At 37.4% G+C, this 14,428-nt stretch carries 13 protein-coding genes; 11 read left to right on the top strand and 2 right to left on the bottom strand.

Features of this window, described 5'->3' with window-relative positions; genetic code table 11:
- Positions 1–91: 91 nt before the first annotated feature.
- The 3 genes from B5X53_RS08980 to B5X53_RS08990 all read left to right on the top strand — a co-directional run bounded on the left by B5X53_RS08980 (position 92) and on the right by B5X53_RS08990 (position 3,003).
- Complete coding sequence (locus tag B5X53_RS08980) at positions 92–979, top strand: carbohydrate kinase family protein (RefSeq protein WP_079712908.1); 888 nt, start codon at positions 92–94, stop codon at positions 977–979.
- 63 nt (positions 980–1,042) lie between these two features.
- Positions 1,043–1,930, top strand: a complete 888-nt coding sequence (locus B5X53_RS08985) for a bile acid:sodium symporter family protein (protein ID WP_079712909.1) — start codon at positions 1,043–1,045, stop codon at positions 1,928–1,930.
- Positions 1,931–2,382: 452 nt separating this feature from the next.
- Entirely contained in the window at positions 2,383–3,003 is a 621-nt protein-coding gene (locus tag B5X53_RS08990; protein WP_079712910.1) for a DUF4403 family protein, read from the top strand.
- Here the strand turns inward: B5X53_RS08990 and B5X53_RS08995 are convergent.
- On the bottom strand, positions 2,993–4,291 hold the full coding sequence (locus B5X53_RS08995; RefSeq protein WP_079712911.1) for a UDP-N-acetylmuramoyl-tripeptide--D-alanyl-D-alanine ligase: 1,299 nt from the start codon (positions 4,289–4,291) through the stop codon (positions 2,993–2,995). The two genes, B5X53_RS08990 and B5X53_RS08995, sit on opposite strands and share 11 nt — an antisense overlap.
- 112 nt (positions 4,292–4,403) lie before the next feature.
- Positions 4,404–6,095 carry a gliding motility lipoprotein GldJ gene (gene gldJ, locus B5X53_RS09000; protein ID WP_449415969.1) on the bottom strand — a complete coding sequence of 564 codons (1,692 nt, stop codon included), beginning with the start codon at positions 6,093–6,095 and terminating at the stop codon, positions 4,404–4,406.
- A 432-nt stretch (positions 6,096–6,527) separates the two neighbouring features.
- Between gldJ and porV the strand changes: the two genes are divergently transcribed.
- The 8 genes from porV (at position 6,528) to B5X53_RS09040 (ending at position 14,425) form a co-directional block, all read left to right on the top strand.
- Positions 6,528–7,682 (top strand): type IX secretion system outer membrane channel protein PorV, encoded by a 1,155-nt coding sequence (porV, locus tag B5X53_RS09005; RefSeq protein WP_079712912.1) that lies wholly within the window; start codon positions 6,528–6,530, stop codon positions 7,680–7,682.
- Between the two features lie 72 nt (positions 7,683–7,754).
- Positions 7,755–8,237 carry a cytidine deaminase gene (gene cdd, locus B5X53_RS09010; RefSeq protein ID WP_079712913.1) on the top strand — a complete coding sequence of 161 codons (483 nt, stop codon included), beginning with the start codon at positions 7,755–7,757 and terminating at the stop codon, positions 8,235–8,237.
- Positions 8,238–8,345: 108 nt separating this feature from the next.
- Positions 8,346–9,347, top strand: a complete 1,002-nt coding sequence (gene pdhA / locus B5X53_RS09015) for a pyruvate dehydrogenase (acetyl-transferring) E1 component subunit alpha (protein WP_079712914.1) — start codon at positions 8,346–8,348, stop codon at positions 9,345–9,347.
- Between the two features lie 3 nt (positions 9,348–9,350).
- Positions 9,351–11,000 (top strand): pyruvate dehydrogenase complex dihydrolipoamide acetyltransferase, encoded by a 1,650-nt coding sequence (locus B5X53_RS09020; RefSeq protein WP_079712915.1) that lies wholly within the window; start codon positions 9,351–9,353, stop codon positions 10,998–11,000.
- Positions 11,001–11,068: 68 nt separating this feature from the next.
- Positions 11,069–12,049, top strand: a complete 981-nt coding sequence (locus B5X53_RS09025; RefSeq protein ID WP_079712916.1) for a M20/M25/M40 family metallo-hydrolase — start codon at positions 11,069–11,071, stop codon at positions 12,047–12,049.
- Positions 12,049–12,729, top strand: a complete 681-nt coding sequence (locus B5X53_RS09030; RefSeq protein WP_079712917.1) for an SDR family NAD(P)-dependent oxidoreductase — start codon at positions 12,049–12,051, stop codon at positions 12,727–12,729. Before B5X53_RS09025 ends, B5X53_RS09030 begins: the two co-directional genes overlap by 1 nt.
- 3 nt (positions 12,730–12,732) lie before the next feature.
- Positions 12,733–13,332 (top strand): SprT-like domain-containing protein, encoded by a 600-nt coding sequence (locus tag B5X53_RS09035; protein WP_079712918.1) that lies wholly within the window; start codon positions 12,733–12,735, stop codon positions 13,330–13,332.
- Between the two features lie 10 nt (positions 13,333–13,342).
- Positions 13,343–14,425 carry a mannose-1-phosphate guanylyltransferase gene (locus B5X53_RS09040; RefSeq protein ID WP_079712919.1) on the top strand — a complete coding sequence of 361 codons (1,083 nt, stop codon included), beginning with the start codon at positions 13,343–13,345 and terminating at the stop codon, positions 14,423–14,425.
- Positions 14,426–14,428 lie beyond the last annotated feature (3 nt).

Raw genomic sequence — 14,428 nt, forward strand, 5'->3', positions numbered from 1 at the left:
AAACTGAGTTTGTTCGTTCATTAAGTATTCTACCGGTGACTAAAAATTAAGTCTGGACATTTTGTCCTTTTCAAAAAAATAAGTTAATAAGATGGTAAATAGAAAAGCCGTTTGCTTCGGCGAAATATTATACGATGTTTTTCCAGACCGGGAGAGAATTGGCGGTGCACCGCTTAATGTGGCTTCAAGGCTGTCGGGATTAGGGATTTCCACCGAAATGATTAGTAAAGTGGGAGACGATGAAAAAGGCGAAAAGCTAATTTCATATCTGGAATCAAAGAATATTAAAACCGATAATATCTCCAAAGACACGGAGTTTCCTACCGGTGTGGTAAACGTAAAACTTTCAGAAAGCGGGTCTGCTACTTATGATATTGCACACCCTGTGGCCTGGGATAAAATTGAAATTTCAGAAGGGATAAAATATTCAGTGCAAAATGCTGATACTTTTATCTTCGGAAGTTTAATTTGCCGCGACCAGGTAAGTCGCAAAGTGCTTTTTGAGCTTCTACCCGAAGCAAAATACAGAATCTTCGACATTAATCTGCGTCCGCCGTATTATGAAAAGGAAGTTTTGGTAAAACTGATGGAGCAGGCAGATTTTATAAAATTCAATGATGACGAACTTTTTGAAATTGCGGATATGATGGGGTCTAAATACAATTCGTTGGAACAGAACCTGCATTTTGTATCTAAAAGAACCAATACCAGAACTATTTGTGTAACTAAAGGACGACATGGTGCTGTATTATTAAAAGACGGTAATTGCTATTATAACAGCGGATTTAAAACTAAAGTAAAAGATACTGTAGGTGCAGGTGATTCCTTCCTCGCTAGTTTAATTGCCGGGATGCTTAAAAATGAAGACCCCCAAAGCAGTCTTGATTTCGCATGTGCTGTAGGAGCTTTAGTTGCCGGGGAAGAAGGCGCAAATCCAGAAATTTCTAAAGAAAGAATTCAAAAATTTATATATCCGTAATTAAAAGGCGAAATTTTGCCCATATTTTATAAAATCTGAACTTGGATTTCTTTTTAAAAGAATATGCAGCAATTTGCCAATATTTTTATGCCCCTCTCTATCGCCCTAATTATGTTTGGGATAGGCCTGGAATTATGTTTAAAAGATTTCGGGAGGGTTTTTGCTCATCCTAAAGCTATAATTACCGGCCTTGCTTCTCAAATATTTTTATTACCCCTTATTGCCTTTCTATTAATTTTTTTCTGGCCAATAGATCCTATTTACAAAATTGGAATTATGTTACTCGCCGGCTGTCCCGGTGGTACCGCTTCAAATCTTGTCACCAAAATGCTAAAAGGAAGGGTAGCACTTTCGGTTTCGCTTACGGCTTTTAATAGTTTGATTATTTTATTTAGTATTCCACTGGTAATTGAGTTTAGTTTTGCGGTTTTTGGAAATAATGGGGCCACAGTAGAACTGAGTTTTGGACAAACCATGGGTGATGTGCTTTTAACTGTTGTCCTACCAGTAATGAGCGGAATTTTAATCAATGAACTATTTGGGCATAAGTTTGGAGAAAGTTTTCATATAGCTTTACGCTATATCTTACCGGGGATTATGCTGATAGCTTTTATTGTTGTTATTTTCTTTGACGAAAATCAAAAAGGGGTTGAATATTTAAAACACTTGAATCTTTTAATTCCCCTGATTATTTTGAATTTCGCTACAATAGTTGCCGGTTATTTTGCGGCCAGGCGTATGAAGCTGCAACATAGTTCTGCCTACACAATTGCCGTAGAAATGGGCTTGCAAAATAGTGTGCTGGCTCTTTTTATTGCCAATCAGTTACTAAAGAATAAAGATATAAGCCTGGTGGCAATTCTTTATGGTAGTTTTTCGTTGATTACAACTTTCGTGGGAGGGTGGATTCTTAAACATTACTTCGGAAAAGAGCAGAATGAGAAGGCTTAAATAAAAATGCCGGCCACATAAAGCTCAAACAGACCCTACTCAGTTTTTTGCTTCTGCAACCGACATTGTTTAATTGCCAAATTAAAATAAGTTCAAATACAGATCTATTTGCACTTATGTGTCCCGAATTTAAAGCTTTTGTTACTTAGTATTTTACGGATTTCCATAAATTAGAGATAATTGTCTGAAGATAAGCTTAATAAATATTTCTTTTTATTGAAAGAAATATTTCGAATTCTTATAGTTCAGATAAAATTAGAAATGAAACCTGAAGCAACTGAGCTCTTAAACTAGTTTTTATGAATGCCTTCTCATTTTATCTGCGGTAGTATACTTTTTCTTAAAAATATTTCTGTATTTTAAATTTAACTGCGTTTTCAGAATATTTCAGCAGAAAAAACTTAAGTTGTATCTATGGTAATACCATAACGAACCAAACTGAAAATTTACTCATGGATAAGCTTTTTGACGACGATAATATTATACTCAATTTACCGGTAAAAATAAGTTACCGGGTTTTGGAAGATGTGCTTCAGGAAAAATTAGTGGGGGAGCAGATAGGAATGGAAGATTCTAAAGGCACGGTGAAGAATTATGCCGAAGTACTCGGCGCCAATTTAGGTAAAAGTCAGGAGCCCAATTTTGACCTGACGCTTAATTTAAAGCTAAAGACACTCACCACACTTTTTAAAAATAAGGAGGTTACTTTATTAGTCCATATAAGACTGGGGTTTGATGAGGTAGAACAGGTTATAGATGTAGAAGAATACGAACTGGAAGGCCAAAGTAAAAGCTGGCTTATGGATAATTCTCTTGAGACCCTTGCCAATACTTTAATCTATAAAAAGATTAAAAACAAAATGAAGCTGGATCTTAAGCCGCATATAAATGAACAGCTGGGGAAGGCAAACCAAAAACTGGGAGACGAAATGGAAGCCGCCCCGGGAGTATTTCTTTCAGGAAATGTAAATACCTTAAAAGTAGCCGAAATAATCCCCGGCGATAGCTTGTTATTAATCCTTCTGGAAATTAGCGCATACGGTTTTATAGATGTAAAAGAAATTAAGTTGTAGGTTCAAAAACTTCAAGAATTTCTTCTAAAGCCATAGATCTTGAACCTTTTATAAGTATACTGCAATTCTTTAATTCGGCTAGTTGTAGGTGTTTTTTAATGTTCTCGGTATTTTCAAATTTTATTATGTTTGGCCTGCTGGTAGTGGTTTTTTTAAACTGTTTGCCTACCAGATATATTTCAGAAATATCAGCGTTTTCAAGGTAGTTTACAACAACCTGATGCTCGGTTTCTGAAGCCGCGCCAAGTTCTCCCATATCACCTAAAATAACAATTTTAGTAGTATTGGTTTTTGAATTATTAAAATGCTGTAAAGCTGCCATCATACTGGTAGGATTGGCATTATAAGCATCTAAATAAATCTTATTTGAATCTCGTTCAATTAATTGCGAACGATTATTCGACGGAATATAACTTTCTATAGCTTCTTTTATCTCGTCAAATGGTACTTTAAAATATAAACCTACACAAAGCGCTGCGGCCATATTTTTGGCGTTGTAACTACCGCTTAACTGACTTTTAAACCGGGTATCATTAAAGATTAATTCAGCAGAATCAGAGGAGTCGGGATAATCGACTTTTACCTGGGCTTTTCTATTATTTCCGAAACTAAAAGTATGTTTATAATTTATTTCTAACCTTTGAACTTCATCGTCAAGGTTTAAAAATATCAGTTTTTTGTGATCTTTTAGGTGTCGGTATAATTCGGTTTTTGCCTGTATCACACCATCTAAACTTCCAAAACCTTCAAGGTGGGCTTTTCCAAAGTTGGTGATAAGTCCATAATCTGGCATCGCAATATTAGAAAGGAATTCTATTTCACCGGGATGGTTAGCGCCCATTTCAATTAATCCAATTTCGGTTTCTTCATCCATGGCCAGCAAACTAAGCGGAACCCCAATATGGTTATTTAAATTGCCATGGGTTGCGGTGACAGCATATTTTTTGGAAAGAACATTAAAGATAAGCTCTTTGGTGGTAGTTTTTCCATTACTTCCAGTAATACCAATGATTGGAATACTTAAAAATTTTCTATGAAATTTACCAAGGCTTTGAAGCGCTTCCAAGGTGTTTTTTACAACTATATACTCTTTATCATTTAGCGCTGCTTCTTTATCATCTACAATAGCGCAAATAGCTCCTTTGGCAAGTGCCTGCGCGGCAAATTCGTTGCCGTTAAAATTTGCTCCTTTTAAAGCGAAGAAAATGCTTCCGGGTTCAATATTTCGGGTATCGGTAGAAATTCCTGTACTTACCAGGAATCTTTGATGGATTAATGCTGTTTTCATATCTGGTATTTTCTAAGTCTGAAATTAAACTATTTCAGGGCTAAAATTAAAGCTATAAAAAAAGCCCTAAACAAATAGGGCTTTTATCATAATTTTTAGAAGATTAGAATTTCTAATTTCTTGCTTTTTTATTGTCATCTAAAGATTTCGAACCAACTCGGGACATTGCGTTTCTAAATCCAATATAGTCAGTTGCCATATCTTGCGGGAAATATCTACGTTGTGCCGGGTCTAACCAGTAGGCGCGATCTCTCCATGAACCTCCTTTGTAAACTCTAACTTCGTCACTAATAAGGGTAGTTCTATCTCCAGTGTCATATCCACGTCCTGTTCCCGTAGTATCTGTCGTATTTGCGACATTATAAGTTGGGGAGTTATACATACGTTCAGATTCTTCGTCTGCTTGTTGAAATGATTGATAATAACGGCTAGAGCTTTTATCACCATCTCTAAAGTTACGCTGATCACTATCGGTATAGTTAGTACGCATATATGTATCTTCTTCAGTTACCGGTATTTGCGCGATGTCTCCCGGGTAAGATCTGGCAACCAGTCTTCCGGTAGCAAGCGTATCAAATTCAATTTCATCTAAGCCAACTATTTTTACAGAACCGTCTTCGTTGATAGCGTTTTTAGTATAAACGTTACCCCTGTAATAGTTGAAATCGTTAAATTCATCATCAACAATTGGGCGGTATACATCGGCAACCCATTCGGCTACGTTTCCGGCCATATCATAAAGACCAAAATCGTTAGGCTCATAAGATTTTACTTCAGCAGTAATATCGGCGCCATCATCACTCCAACCTGCAATTCCACCGTAATCTCCGGCACCTTGCTTAAAGTTGGCTAATTGATCGCCTTGTCTTTTTACATCTCCAGAACGGGTGTATTGCCCATCCCAAGGATATTTTTTTCTTCCTCTGTAAACGTTGTAATCTCTAATTCCTACTAGAGCAGATGCGGCATATTCCCACTCAACTTCAGTTGGTAAACGATATTCCGGAAGTAAAACTCCATCTTTACGCTGCACATAAGTTTGTCCGCCAAGAGCATTTCCTTCGGCATCAGTATTTTGATTATCTATCATATCCTGAGACTCATCTCCGCCCTGGCTTATTTCTGTATTACCACCGTAAGCCTGGCTTGGGGCATTTAAATAAGTTTGGGTATTAAAAGTACTACCGGCTTCAACATCGGTATAACGGGCTCCTTCTTTAGTGTAGCCACCTTCTTCTAATAATAATTCGTTTACTCTGTCGGTTCTCCATTTACTGAATTCCACGGCTTGTACCCAACTTACACCAACTACAGGATAGTTTCCATAAGCAGGATGGCGTAAATAGTTGTTTACCATTGTTTCGTTGAACCCTAATCTGTTTCTCCAAACAAGGGTATCTGGTACTGCACCATTATATATATTGCGGAAATTTTCCTGGGTAGGAGGAAAAACTTTTTTCAACCAGTCCAGGTATTCCATATACATCATATTGGTAACCTCTGTCTCATCCATATAAAAGGATTGTACATGTTGCTGAGTAGGAGTATTGTTCCAGTCGTGCATAACATCGTCCTGCACCTGTCCCATAGTAAAGGTTCCACCTTCAACAAAAACCAGCCCCGGGCCGGCTTCCTGTTCCTTATAATCTGTGTTATATTGAAATCCGCCTTCATCTGAATTAATGTCCCATCCGGTTGCCCTGGAGTTGTCTTCATAGTCCCGGGAATTATTACAGCTTAGTAAACCAACGCCAAGAACGAGGGTTAAAAAGGCTCTAAAAGCAATATTGATTCTCATATTCATCATCTCTTTTGGTAGAAATATTAGGCTTTGCAATATAGTAATTAACGCTAAAAGTACAAGTTTATTTTATGTTGTCTCAAAGGCTTTGATTTTCTTTAAAACCCTGATGTCCTATACACTTAGGTTGCGAAAAGCTCTTTGTGATTTCCCGCGTACCGTTAATGTTTATTCCCGGTAAAGCAGGAAGCAGCAAAATTAATTGTTTTTTATTTAACTGAAGGTTACTGTACTTAAAAAAGTAGCTAAAATTGAAAACATACAATATTTCACTTATTTTAAAGTTGTTATAGACCTACTCTATTTACTTTTATAACTTTTATTATACCAGATAAACTTCTGGCCTTGTTTTAATCTGCCTTTAGAATTATTTAAACTTAAGGTCTTTTCTTAACAAGATTATTAGTATATATTTGTTAATCATTAATTAATATGATGAAAAAAATTACATTCTTATTGCTCGGGTTAATTTTAAGTTCTCAATTTAAAATGACCGCCCAGGAAGAAAGGGATAGAGTTATAACAACCGCAGTTCCCTTTTTGCTTGTAGCTGCCGATGCCCGGGCGGGCGGAATGGGAGACCAGGGAGTAGCAACATCGGCCGATGTTTTTTCCCAGCAATGGAATCCGGCGAAATATGCTTTTGCTTCCAGTGAACACGCAATAGGCGTGTCTTACACTCCATACCTTAGTGATATTGTTAGTGATATCTTTCTTGGAAACATCAGTTATTACCACAGAATTAATGACAGGAGCGCCGTTGCCTCCAGTTTAAGATATTTTAGCTTGGGAAGTATAGAACGAAGAGCAAGTTTTGAACAGGCTCCTTTAGTAGTTAACCCAAACGAACTTACTTTTGATGTTTCTTATTCCTTGCGCTTAAGCGATAATATTTCTATGGCAGTAGCAGGGCGCTATTTGCATTCAGATCTAGGCTTGCAGGACGAAGAAGATTTAGGAGCAGCTAATAGTTTTGGAGTAGATGTTGCGGCATACTACCAGAGTAATCAAATGGTTTTCTCAAACTTTAACGGCGTGTGGAAAGCGGGAGCGAATATTTCAAATATTGGCCCTAAGATGAAATATGAAGATGCCGGGCAGGAAAATTTCATCCCTACAAATTTTAAAGTAGGAACCGGTTTCGACTTTATTTTTGATATAGAAAACCGTTTAGGTGCCTATATTGAATTCAATAAACTTTTAGTACCAACCCCAAGAGATTTTAACGATGATGGTGAAATTGATGCAGAAGATGATGCAGAATATAATGATATAGGTGCTATAGAAGGTATTTTTACTTCCTGGGGTGATGCCCCCGGTGGTTTTGGTGAAGAACTTCGTGAAGTTACCTGGGCCCTGGGAGCTGAGTATATGTATCGCGAAGCTTTTGCATTTAGAGCCGGTTATTTTAGCGAAAGCCTTACCAAAGGTTCCAGGAGATTTGCTTCTTTTGGTGCAGGATTTAAATATGAGCAGGTAAACATAGATATTTCCTATTTATTTTCAACTTCGCCGGTGCCAAGTCCTTTAGAAGGAACCCTACGTTTTGGTCTAACTTTTAATTTTGGCGACCAATTTCCAGTCTATTAAATTAGATTTCAGTTGATTTAATATTTGCTGCTTTGCAGGTTTCTATTATCTTTCCCTTCCAATAATTTTTATATGAAGCCATTAAAAGTCACCTCAAACTTTGAGGTCTATGATTCTGTTGAAGAACTTCCGCAGGCTATTCAGGATTTAATGAAAACAGCTGTGGAGGCCCGGGATAAAGCCTATGCGCCTTATTCTCAATTTAAGGTTGGGGCTGCTTTAGCACTAAATAATAATGAAGTTGTAACGGGAAGCAATCAGGAAAATGCTTCTTATCCCTCGGGATTATGTGCAGAACGTACCGCAATCTACTATGCCGGTGCCACTTTTCCGGAAGCTCAAATTAAAGATATTGCAATTTCAGCCAAATCTATGAAGCATATGGTAGAAGCTCCTGTGCCACCTTGTGGTGCATGCAGGCAGGCGCTGGTAGAATATGAAGTTAAACAGAAAGCTGATATTGCTGTTTATTTTATGGGCGAGACCGGAAAAGTGATGAAAGCAAACTCTATAAAAGATTTACTACCTTTAATCTTTGAAAATTCGGTCTTATAACGTTTTCGTTATTTTTGCTTAAAAACTGTTTTCCATTCTTATTGAAAATAGTATTTTTGTTATCCGCTTGGCAAACCCATCTGTCTGGCCTAAAAATTAATAAGTTAAATGAAGAAAGTAACAAAAGCCACGTATTTAAAGTGGTACGAGGATATGCTGTTTTGGCGTAAATTTGAAGATAAACTTGCGCAAGTTTACATTCAGCAGAAAGTAAGAGGTTTTTTGCATTTGTATAATGGGCAGGAAGCTATCCTGGCTGGTGCCCTTCATGTGATGGACCTGGAAAAGGATAAAATGATTACCGCTTATCGTAATCACGTGCAGCCAATAGGTTTGGGAGTAGATCCTAAACGGGTTATGGCAGAACTTTACGGGAAAGCTACTGGTACTTCCCAGGGGCTTGGTGGTTCTATGCATATTTTCTCTAAAGAACACGGTTTTTACGGAGGTCACGGTATTGTTGGAGGTCAAATTCCACTTGGTGCCGGTCTTGCTTTTGCAGATAAATACTTTAAGCGTGATGCGGTTACACTTACTTTTTTAGGAGATGGTGCTGCAAGACAGGGTTCTCTTCACGAAACTTTAAATATGGCCGTGAAATGGAATTTACCGGTTGTGTTTTGCGTAGAGAATAACGGGTATGCAATGGGAACATCTGTAGCCAGAACTTCTAAGGGAACAGATATCTGGAAACTTGGTAATGGCTACGAAATGCCGTGCGGACCTGTAGATGCTATGGATCCTGTTAAAGTTGCAGAAGCTTTAGACGAGGCAATTAAGAGAGCCAGAAAAGGTGACGGACCAACATTTTTAGAAATGAAAACCTACCGTTACCGTGGTCACTCCATGAGTGATGCTCAAAAATATAGAACAAAAGAAGAAGTTGCAGAATATCAGGAATTAGATCCAATCACTACGGTGTTGAATATAATTAAAGATAAAAAGTATGCTTCTGAAGATGAAATAAAAAAGATCAACAAACGCGTTAAAGATAAAGTGTCTGAATGTGAGAAATTTGCTGAAGAGTCAGATTTCCCTGAAAAGAACGTGATGTATGATGTTGTATACGAACAGGAAAATTATCCGTTTTTAGCACATAAACCTCAGTAAATTATGGCAGAAGTAATTAATATGCCGCGTTTGAGCGATACCATGGAAGAAGGTGTTGTTGCGAAGTGGCTAAAGCAAAAAGGTGATAAAGTTGAAGAAGGAGATATCCTTGCAGAGATAGAAACCGATAAAGCTACCATGGAGTTTGAGTCTTTTTACGAAGGGACTTTACTTCATATTGGCATCGAAGAGGGCGAAACTGCACCTGTAGATACTTTACTTGCTATTATTGGAGAGGAAGGTGAAGATATTTCTGATTTACTGAAAGGTGACGGAGATTCTAAAAAAGACGAAAAGAAAGATAAGTCAGATTCTAATGATGAAGACGAGGGCGAAGACGAAGCTGAAAGTGATGGAGATAGCGACGATGGAGGAATCCCTGAAGGCGTAGAAATTATCACTATGCCGCGTTTGAGCGACACCATGGAAGAAGGTACCGTTGCATCTTGGTTGAAAAAGGAAGGTGATAAAGTTGAAGAAGGAGATATTCTGGCTGAAATCGAAACCGATAAGGCAACGATGGAATTCGAATCTTTCTATGAAGGTACTTTACTTAAAATTGGGCTCGAAGAAGGTGAAACTGCAAAAGTTGATAGTCTACTTGCCATTATTGGACCGGAAGGAACCGATGTTTCTAATGTATCAGTAGACGGAAAGTCTAAAAAGAAATCTTCAGAAAAATCAGACAAGAAAAAAGAAGATAAATCTGAAGAAAAAGAAGAAAACAAATCTTCAGAAAAGAAAACCTCAGATTCTACAAAAGATGGTGGAAGAATTTTTGCTTCCCCGCTTGCCAAAAAAATGGCAGAAGATAAAGGTATTGATCTTTCAGATGTACAAGGTAGCGGCGGCAATGGTCGTATCGTGAAAAAAGACATCGAAGATTATAAACCTTCAGAAAAACCTGCTGAAGCTAAAGAAAGTAAAGGAGACGCAGCTGCTGCACCACAACCTTATGTGCCTGCAGGAGAAGAAAGCTTTGAGGAAATTAAAAACTCTCAAATGCGTAAAACCATCGCAAAAAGACTTGGTGAATCTAAGTTTAACGCCCCGCATTACTACTTGACTATAGAGGTGGATATGGCAAACGCTATGGCTTCACGTAAGCAAATAAACGAAATGCCAGATGTTAAGGTTTCCTTTAACGATATGGTAATTAAGGCCAGTGCAATGGCACTTCGTAAGCACCCACAGGTAAACAGCCAGTGGACAGGTGAATCTATGAAAATCGCTAAACACATTCATATGGGTGTTGCCGTAGCTGTAGAAGAAGGTCTTGTGGTTCCAGTTTTAAAATTTGCCGATCAAATGTCTATGACCCAAATTGGGAATAATGTAAAAGACGTGGCCGGTAAAGCCAGAAACAAGAAATTGCAGCCGAATGAGATGGAGGGAAGTACCTTTACGGTTTCTAACTTGGGTATGTTTGGTATTGTAGAATTTACTAGTATCATTAACCAACCAAATTCTGCAATTCTTTCTGTAGGAACTATTGTTGAAAAACCTGTAGTGAAAAACGGACAAATCGTGGTGGGAAATACAATGAAATTAACTCTTGCCTGCGATCATAGAACAGTAGACGGTGCAACCGGCGCTGCTTTCTTAAAAACGCTTAAAACTTATATGGAAAACCCGGTAACTATGTTAGCATAATCCAGGTTATACAAATAACTAATTATTAAAATCCCGCAGCTTTGCGGGATTTTTTTATCTTTAACGGTATGAGAAAAATCACACTAAATTTTGCAATGTTAGCCGCAATCCTGCTATTTTCTTCCTGCGGAAATTCGCAAGCGGTTACAAATTCAGAAGAAGTAAAAACCAGTTTAAATACAAATGTTCAACAAGCTGAAGTTGAAGAATTACTGTATTATTTGTCTTCAAATGAATTAAAAGGAAGGCAAACCGGCAAGGAAGGAATCGAGCTAGCCGCACAAAAAATTGAAAGCATTTTTAAAGAAAGTGGCATTGAGAAATATTTTGACACTTACCGTCATAATTTTGAAATAGATGGGGTAAAAGGATTTAATGTAGTTGGGATGCTGGAAGGCAACGATCCTGAACTTAATGATGAATTTATTATTCTGGGAGCGCATTACGATCATATAGGAATCCAGGATCCGGTAGAAGGCGATTCTATTGCTAATGGCGCTAACGATAATGCTGCGGGAACTGTAGCAGTTGTAGAGTTAGCCAAGAAATTCGCTGAAATTGATAATAATAAACGAAGCATAATGTTCGTATTATTTTCAGCAGAAGAAATGGGACTGGTAGGAGCAAAGAAAATTGCACAAAGGCTTAAGCAAGATGAGCTTGATCTTTACGCTTTGTTCAATTTTGAAATGATTGGAATTCCTATGAATGATAAAGATTATATAGGTTATCTCACCGGTTATGAGAATTCTAATTTCGCTGAAAAATTCAATGAATATTCTGGAAAAAAAGTTCTTGGATTTTTACCCCAGGCAAAAGAATATAATTTATTTAAGCGAAGCGATAATTACCCGTTTTTTGAGGAATTTAATGTTCCGGCACAAACAATTTCAACTTTCGATTTTACCAATTACGATTACTATCATCACGTAGCCGATGAAGCTGAAAAACTGGATATAACGCATATGACTAATGTGATTGAAAGCGTAATCCCGGGAATTTTGAAGATGACCAATACGTCTGAAAAAGAAATAAAACTAAGTAAGTAATGAAACAAATTGTTATAACAGGAACCAGCCGCGGAATGGGCTACGAAATGGTAAAACTTTTTGCTGAAAAAGGGCATAAAGTACTGGCGCTTTCCCGTAATGATAAGCCGGTTTCAGAATTGAGCTTAGACAATGTTACCACTTTTTCATGCGATGTTTCAAAGGCTGAAGATCTTGAAAAAGTTTCAGCATTTATCGATGCAAAATGGATAAAAGTAGATATTCTGATTAATAACGCCGGCGCGCTTATCAACAAGCCATTTGAAGAAATTACGGCAGAAGAATTTCAGAAAATATACAGCACTAATGTTTTTGGGGTAATTGGTTTAACTCAAAAGTTATTGCCATTTATGAATAAAAATTCGCACGTTGTAAATATCAGTACGATGGGCGGAGTGCAGGGAAGTGTGAAATTTCCGGGGCTTTCAGCGTATAGTTCAAGTAAAGCTGCGATAATCACTTTAACCGAACTTTTGGCAGAAGAATATAAAGAAAACGGACCTTCATTTAATGTTTTAGCTTTAGGTGCCGTACAGACTGAAATGCTGGAAGAGGCATTTCCCGGCCTGGAAGTTCCGCTTTCAGCAAAAGAAATGGCAAACTATATTGCTGATTTTAGCCTAACCGGGCATAAATATTATAATGGTAAATTGCTTCAGGTATCTAATAGTACGCCGTAGCCAATGAGAGAAATTCTTGAAAGATATATTCCTGAACGAGCAGTTCCTCCGGTTTTTGAAATGATTAAAGCCAATAATGTTCATTTAAAGATTGTAAATGAACGTAAAACCAGGCACGGCGATTATCGAAGAATGCCCAACGGCGCTCAGCAAATTACGGTAAATGCCAATTTGAATAAATACCGGTTTTTAATCACTTTAGTTCACGAAATCGCTCATTTACTGGCTTTCGAGAAATTTGGCAGGCAAATAAAGCCGCACGGGCAGGAATGGAAGTTTACTTTCAGGGAGTTAATGTTGCCATTTATAAGGCCGGAAATTTTTCCGTCAGGATTGCTTCCGGTAATTGCGCAGCATTTTAGAAATCCTAAAGCCAGTAGCGATACCGATGCAAAATTATCGGTAGCGCTAAAAAGTTTTGATCCTGAGAATGATAAAAACTATATTTTTGAAATTCCGTTTGGAGGAATTTTCCGAATTTATAATGGGAAAACTTTTAAAAAAGGGGAGAGGAGAATAAAACGCTACGAATGTCTGGAAGTAGATACGGGTAAAGTTTATTTGTTTCAGCCCAATGCAGAAGTGGAGTTGCTAAAAAATTAATTCCTTTTTTATGAAAAACACAAATCACTACGCAATATTAATGGCCGGCGGGATTGGTTCCCGTTTCTGGCCGGTAAGCACTTCTAGGTATCCTAAACAATTTCAGGATATTTTGGGTGCAGGGTCAACACTTATTCAAACTACTTTTCATCGCTTAGCAAAGCTTATGCCTGTAGAGAATATTATTATTCTCACGCATAAAGAATATAAAGATGTTGTAAAAGACCAATTGCCACAGGTTAAAGATGAACAAATTGTACTGGAGCCCGAGATGAGAAATACTGCTCCAAGTATTTTACTGGGCGCTTTAAAGATTAAAAAGAAGAATAAAGATGCACTGATTTTGGTTGCGCCCAGCGATCACTGGATTCAGGGTGATTTAGAATTTCAGGAAAATATAGAAGAAGCTTTTAATATTGTTGCTGAAGAAGATAAATTAATAACCCTGGGAATTGCGCCTACTTTTCCCAATACCGGTTATGGATATATAAAGTATAAAGATGATGAAGGTAAAGGTGCTAAACCGGTTTTAAAATTTACTGAAAAACCTACTTTTAAAAAGGCAGAAACATTCCTTAAAGAGGGAAATTATGTTTGGAATGCCGGTATCTTTATCTGGAGCGCCAGTTTTATCCTTGAAAATTTTAAGAAGTACCAACCCGAAACTTTTAGGCTTTTTGAAGCAGGAAATGATTCTTACAATACCGAAAATGAACAGGAGTTTTTGGATAAAAACTATCATAAAGCGCAAAATGTTTCTATAGACTACGCTATTATGGAGAATTCTGATAGCGTTTTTGTTATTCCTGCTAAATTTAAATGGAACGATTTAGGAACCTGGAAATCCTTGGAAGACGAATTACCGCAAGATGAACATAATAATACCATTGTAAACGGGCGACTTCTACCTTTTGAGGCTTCCGGAAATATTATTAAAACTCAAAATAATAAGGCAGTAGTTTTGGAAGGTCTCAAAGATTTTGTGGTTGTAGAGAATGATGCGGTTTTATTAATCTTTCCCAAAGAAAAAATACAGGAAATTAAAGGAATTCGGGAAAAGGCTATTGAGAAATTTGGAGAAGATTTAGGTTAAGTA

The organism is Salegentibacter salinarum (assembly GCF_900168115.1).
GTDB lineage: Bacteria > Bacteroidota > Bacteroidia > Flavobacteriales > Flavobacteriaceae > Salegentibacter > Salegentibacter salinarum.

Excerpts from the sequence above, each read along its gene's own strand:
- B5X53_RS08990 (WP_079712910.1), top strand. The coding sequence starts at position 2,383 with ATGGATAAGCTTTTTGACGACGATAATATTATACTCAATTTACCGGTA.
- gldJ (WP_449415969.1), bottom strand. The coding sequence starts at position 6,095 with ATGAATATGAGAATCAATATTGCTTTTAGAGCCTTTTTAACCCTCGTT.
- B5X53_RS08980 (WP_079712908.1), top strand. The coding sequence starts at position 92 with ATGGTAAATAGAAAAGCCGTTTGCTTCGGCGAAATATTATACGATGTT.
- B5X53_RS09030 (WP_079712917.1), top strand. The coding sequence starts at position 12,049 with ATGAAACAAATTGTTATAACAGGAACCAGCCGCGGAATGGGCTACGAA.
- B5X53_RS09025 (WP_079712916.1), top strand. The coding sequence starts at position 11,069 with ATGAGAAAAATCACACTAAATTTTGCAATGTTAGCCGCAATCCTGCTA.
- B5X53_RS08985 (WP_079712909.1), top strand. The coding sequence starts at position 1,043 with ATGCAGCAATTTGCCAATATTTTTATGCCCCTCTCTATCGCCCTAATT.
- B5X53_RS09040 (WP_079712919.1), top strand. The coding sequence starts at position 13,343 with ATGAAAAACACAAATCACTACGCAATATTAATGGCCGGCGGGATTGGT.
- pdhA (WP_079712914.1), top strand. The coding sequence starts at position 8,346 with ATGAAGAAAGTAACAAAAGCCACGTATTTAAAGTGGTACGAGGATATG.
- B5X53_RS09035 (WP_079712918.1), top strand. The coding sequence starts at position 12,733 with ATGAGAGAAATTCTTGAAAGATATATTCCTGAACGAGCAGTTCCTCCG.
- B5X53_RS09020 (WP_079712915.1), top strand. The coding sequence starts at position 9,351 with ATGGCAGAAGTAATTAATATGCCGCGTTTGAGCGATACCATGGAAGAA.
- cdd (WP_079712913.1), top strand. The coding sequence starts at position 7,755 with ATGAAGCCATTAAAAGTCACCTCAAACTTTGAGGTCTATGATTCTGTT.
- porV (WP_079712912.1), top strand. The coding sequence starts at position 6,528 with ATGAAAAAAATTACATTCTTATTGCTCGGGTTAATTTTAAGTTCTCAA.
- B5X53_RS08995 (WP_079712911.1), bottom strand. The coding sequence starts at position 4,291 with ATGAAAACAGCATTAATCCATCAAAGATTCCTGGTAAGTACAGGAATT.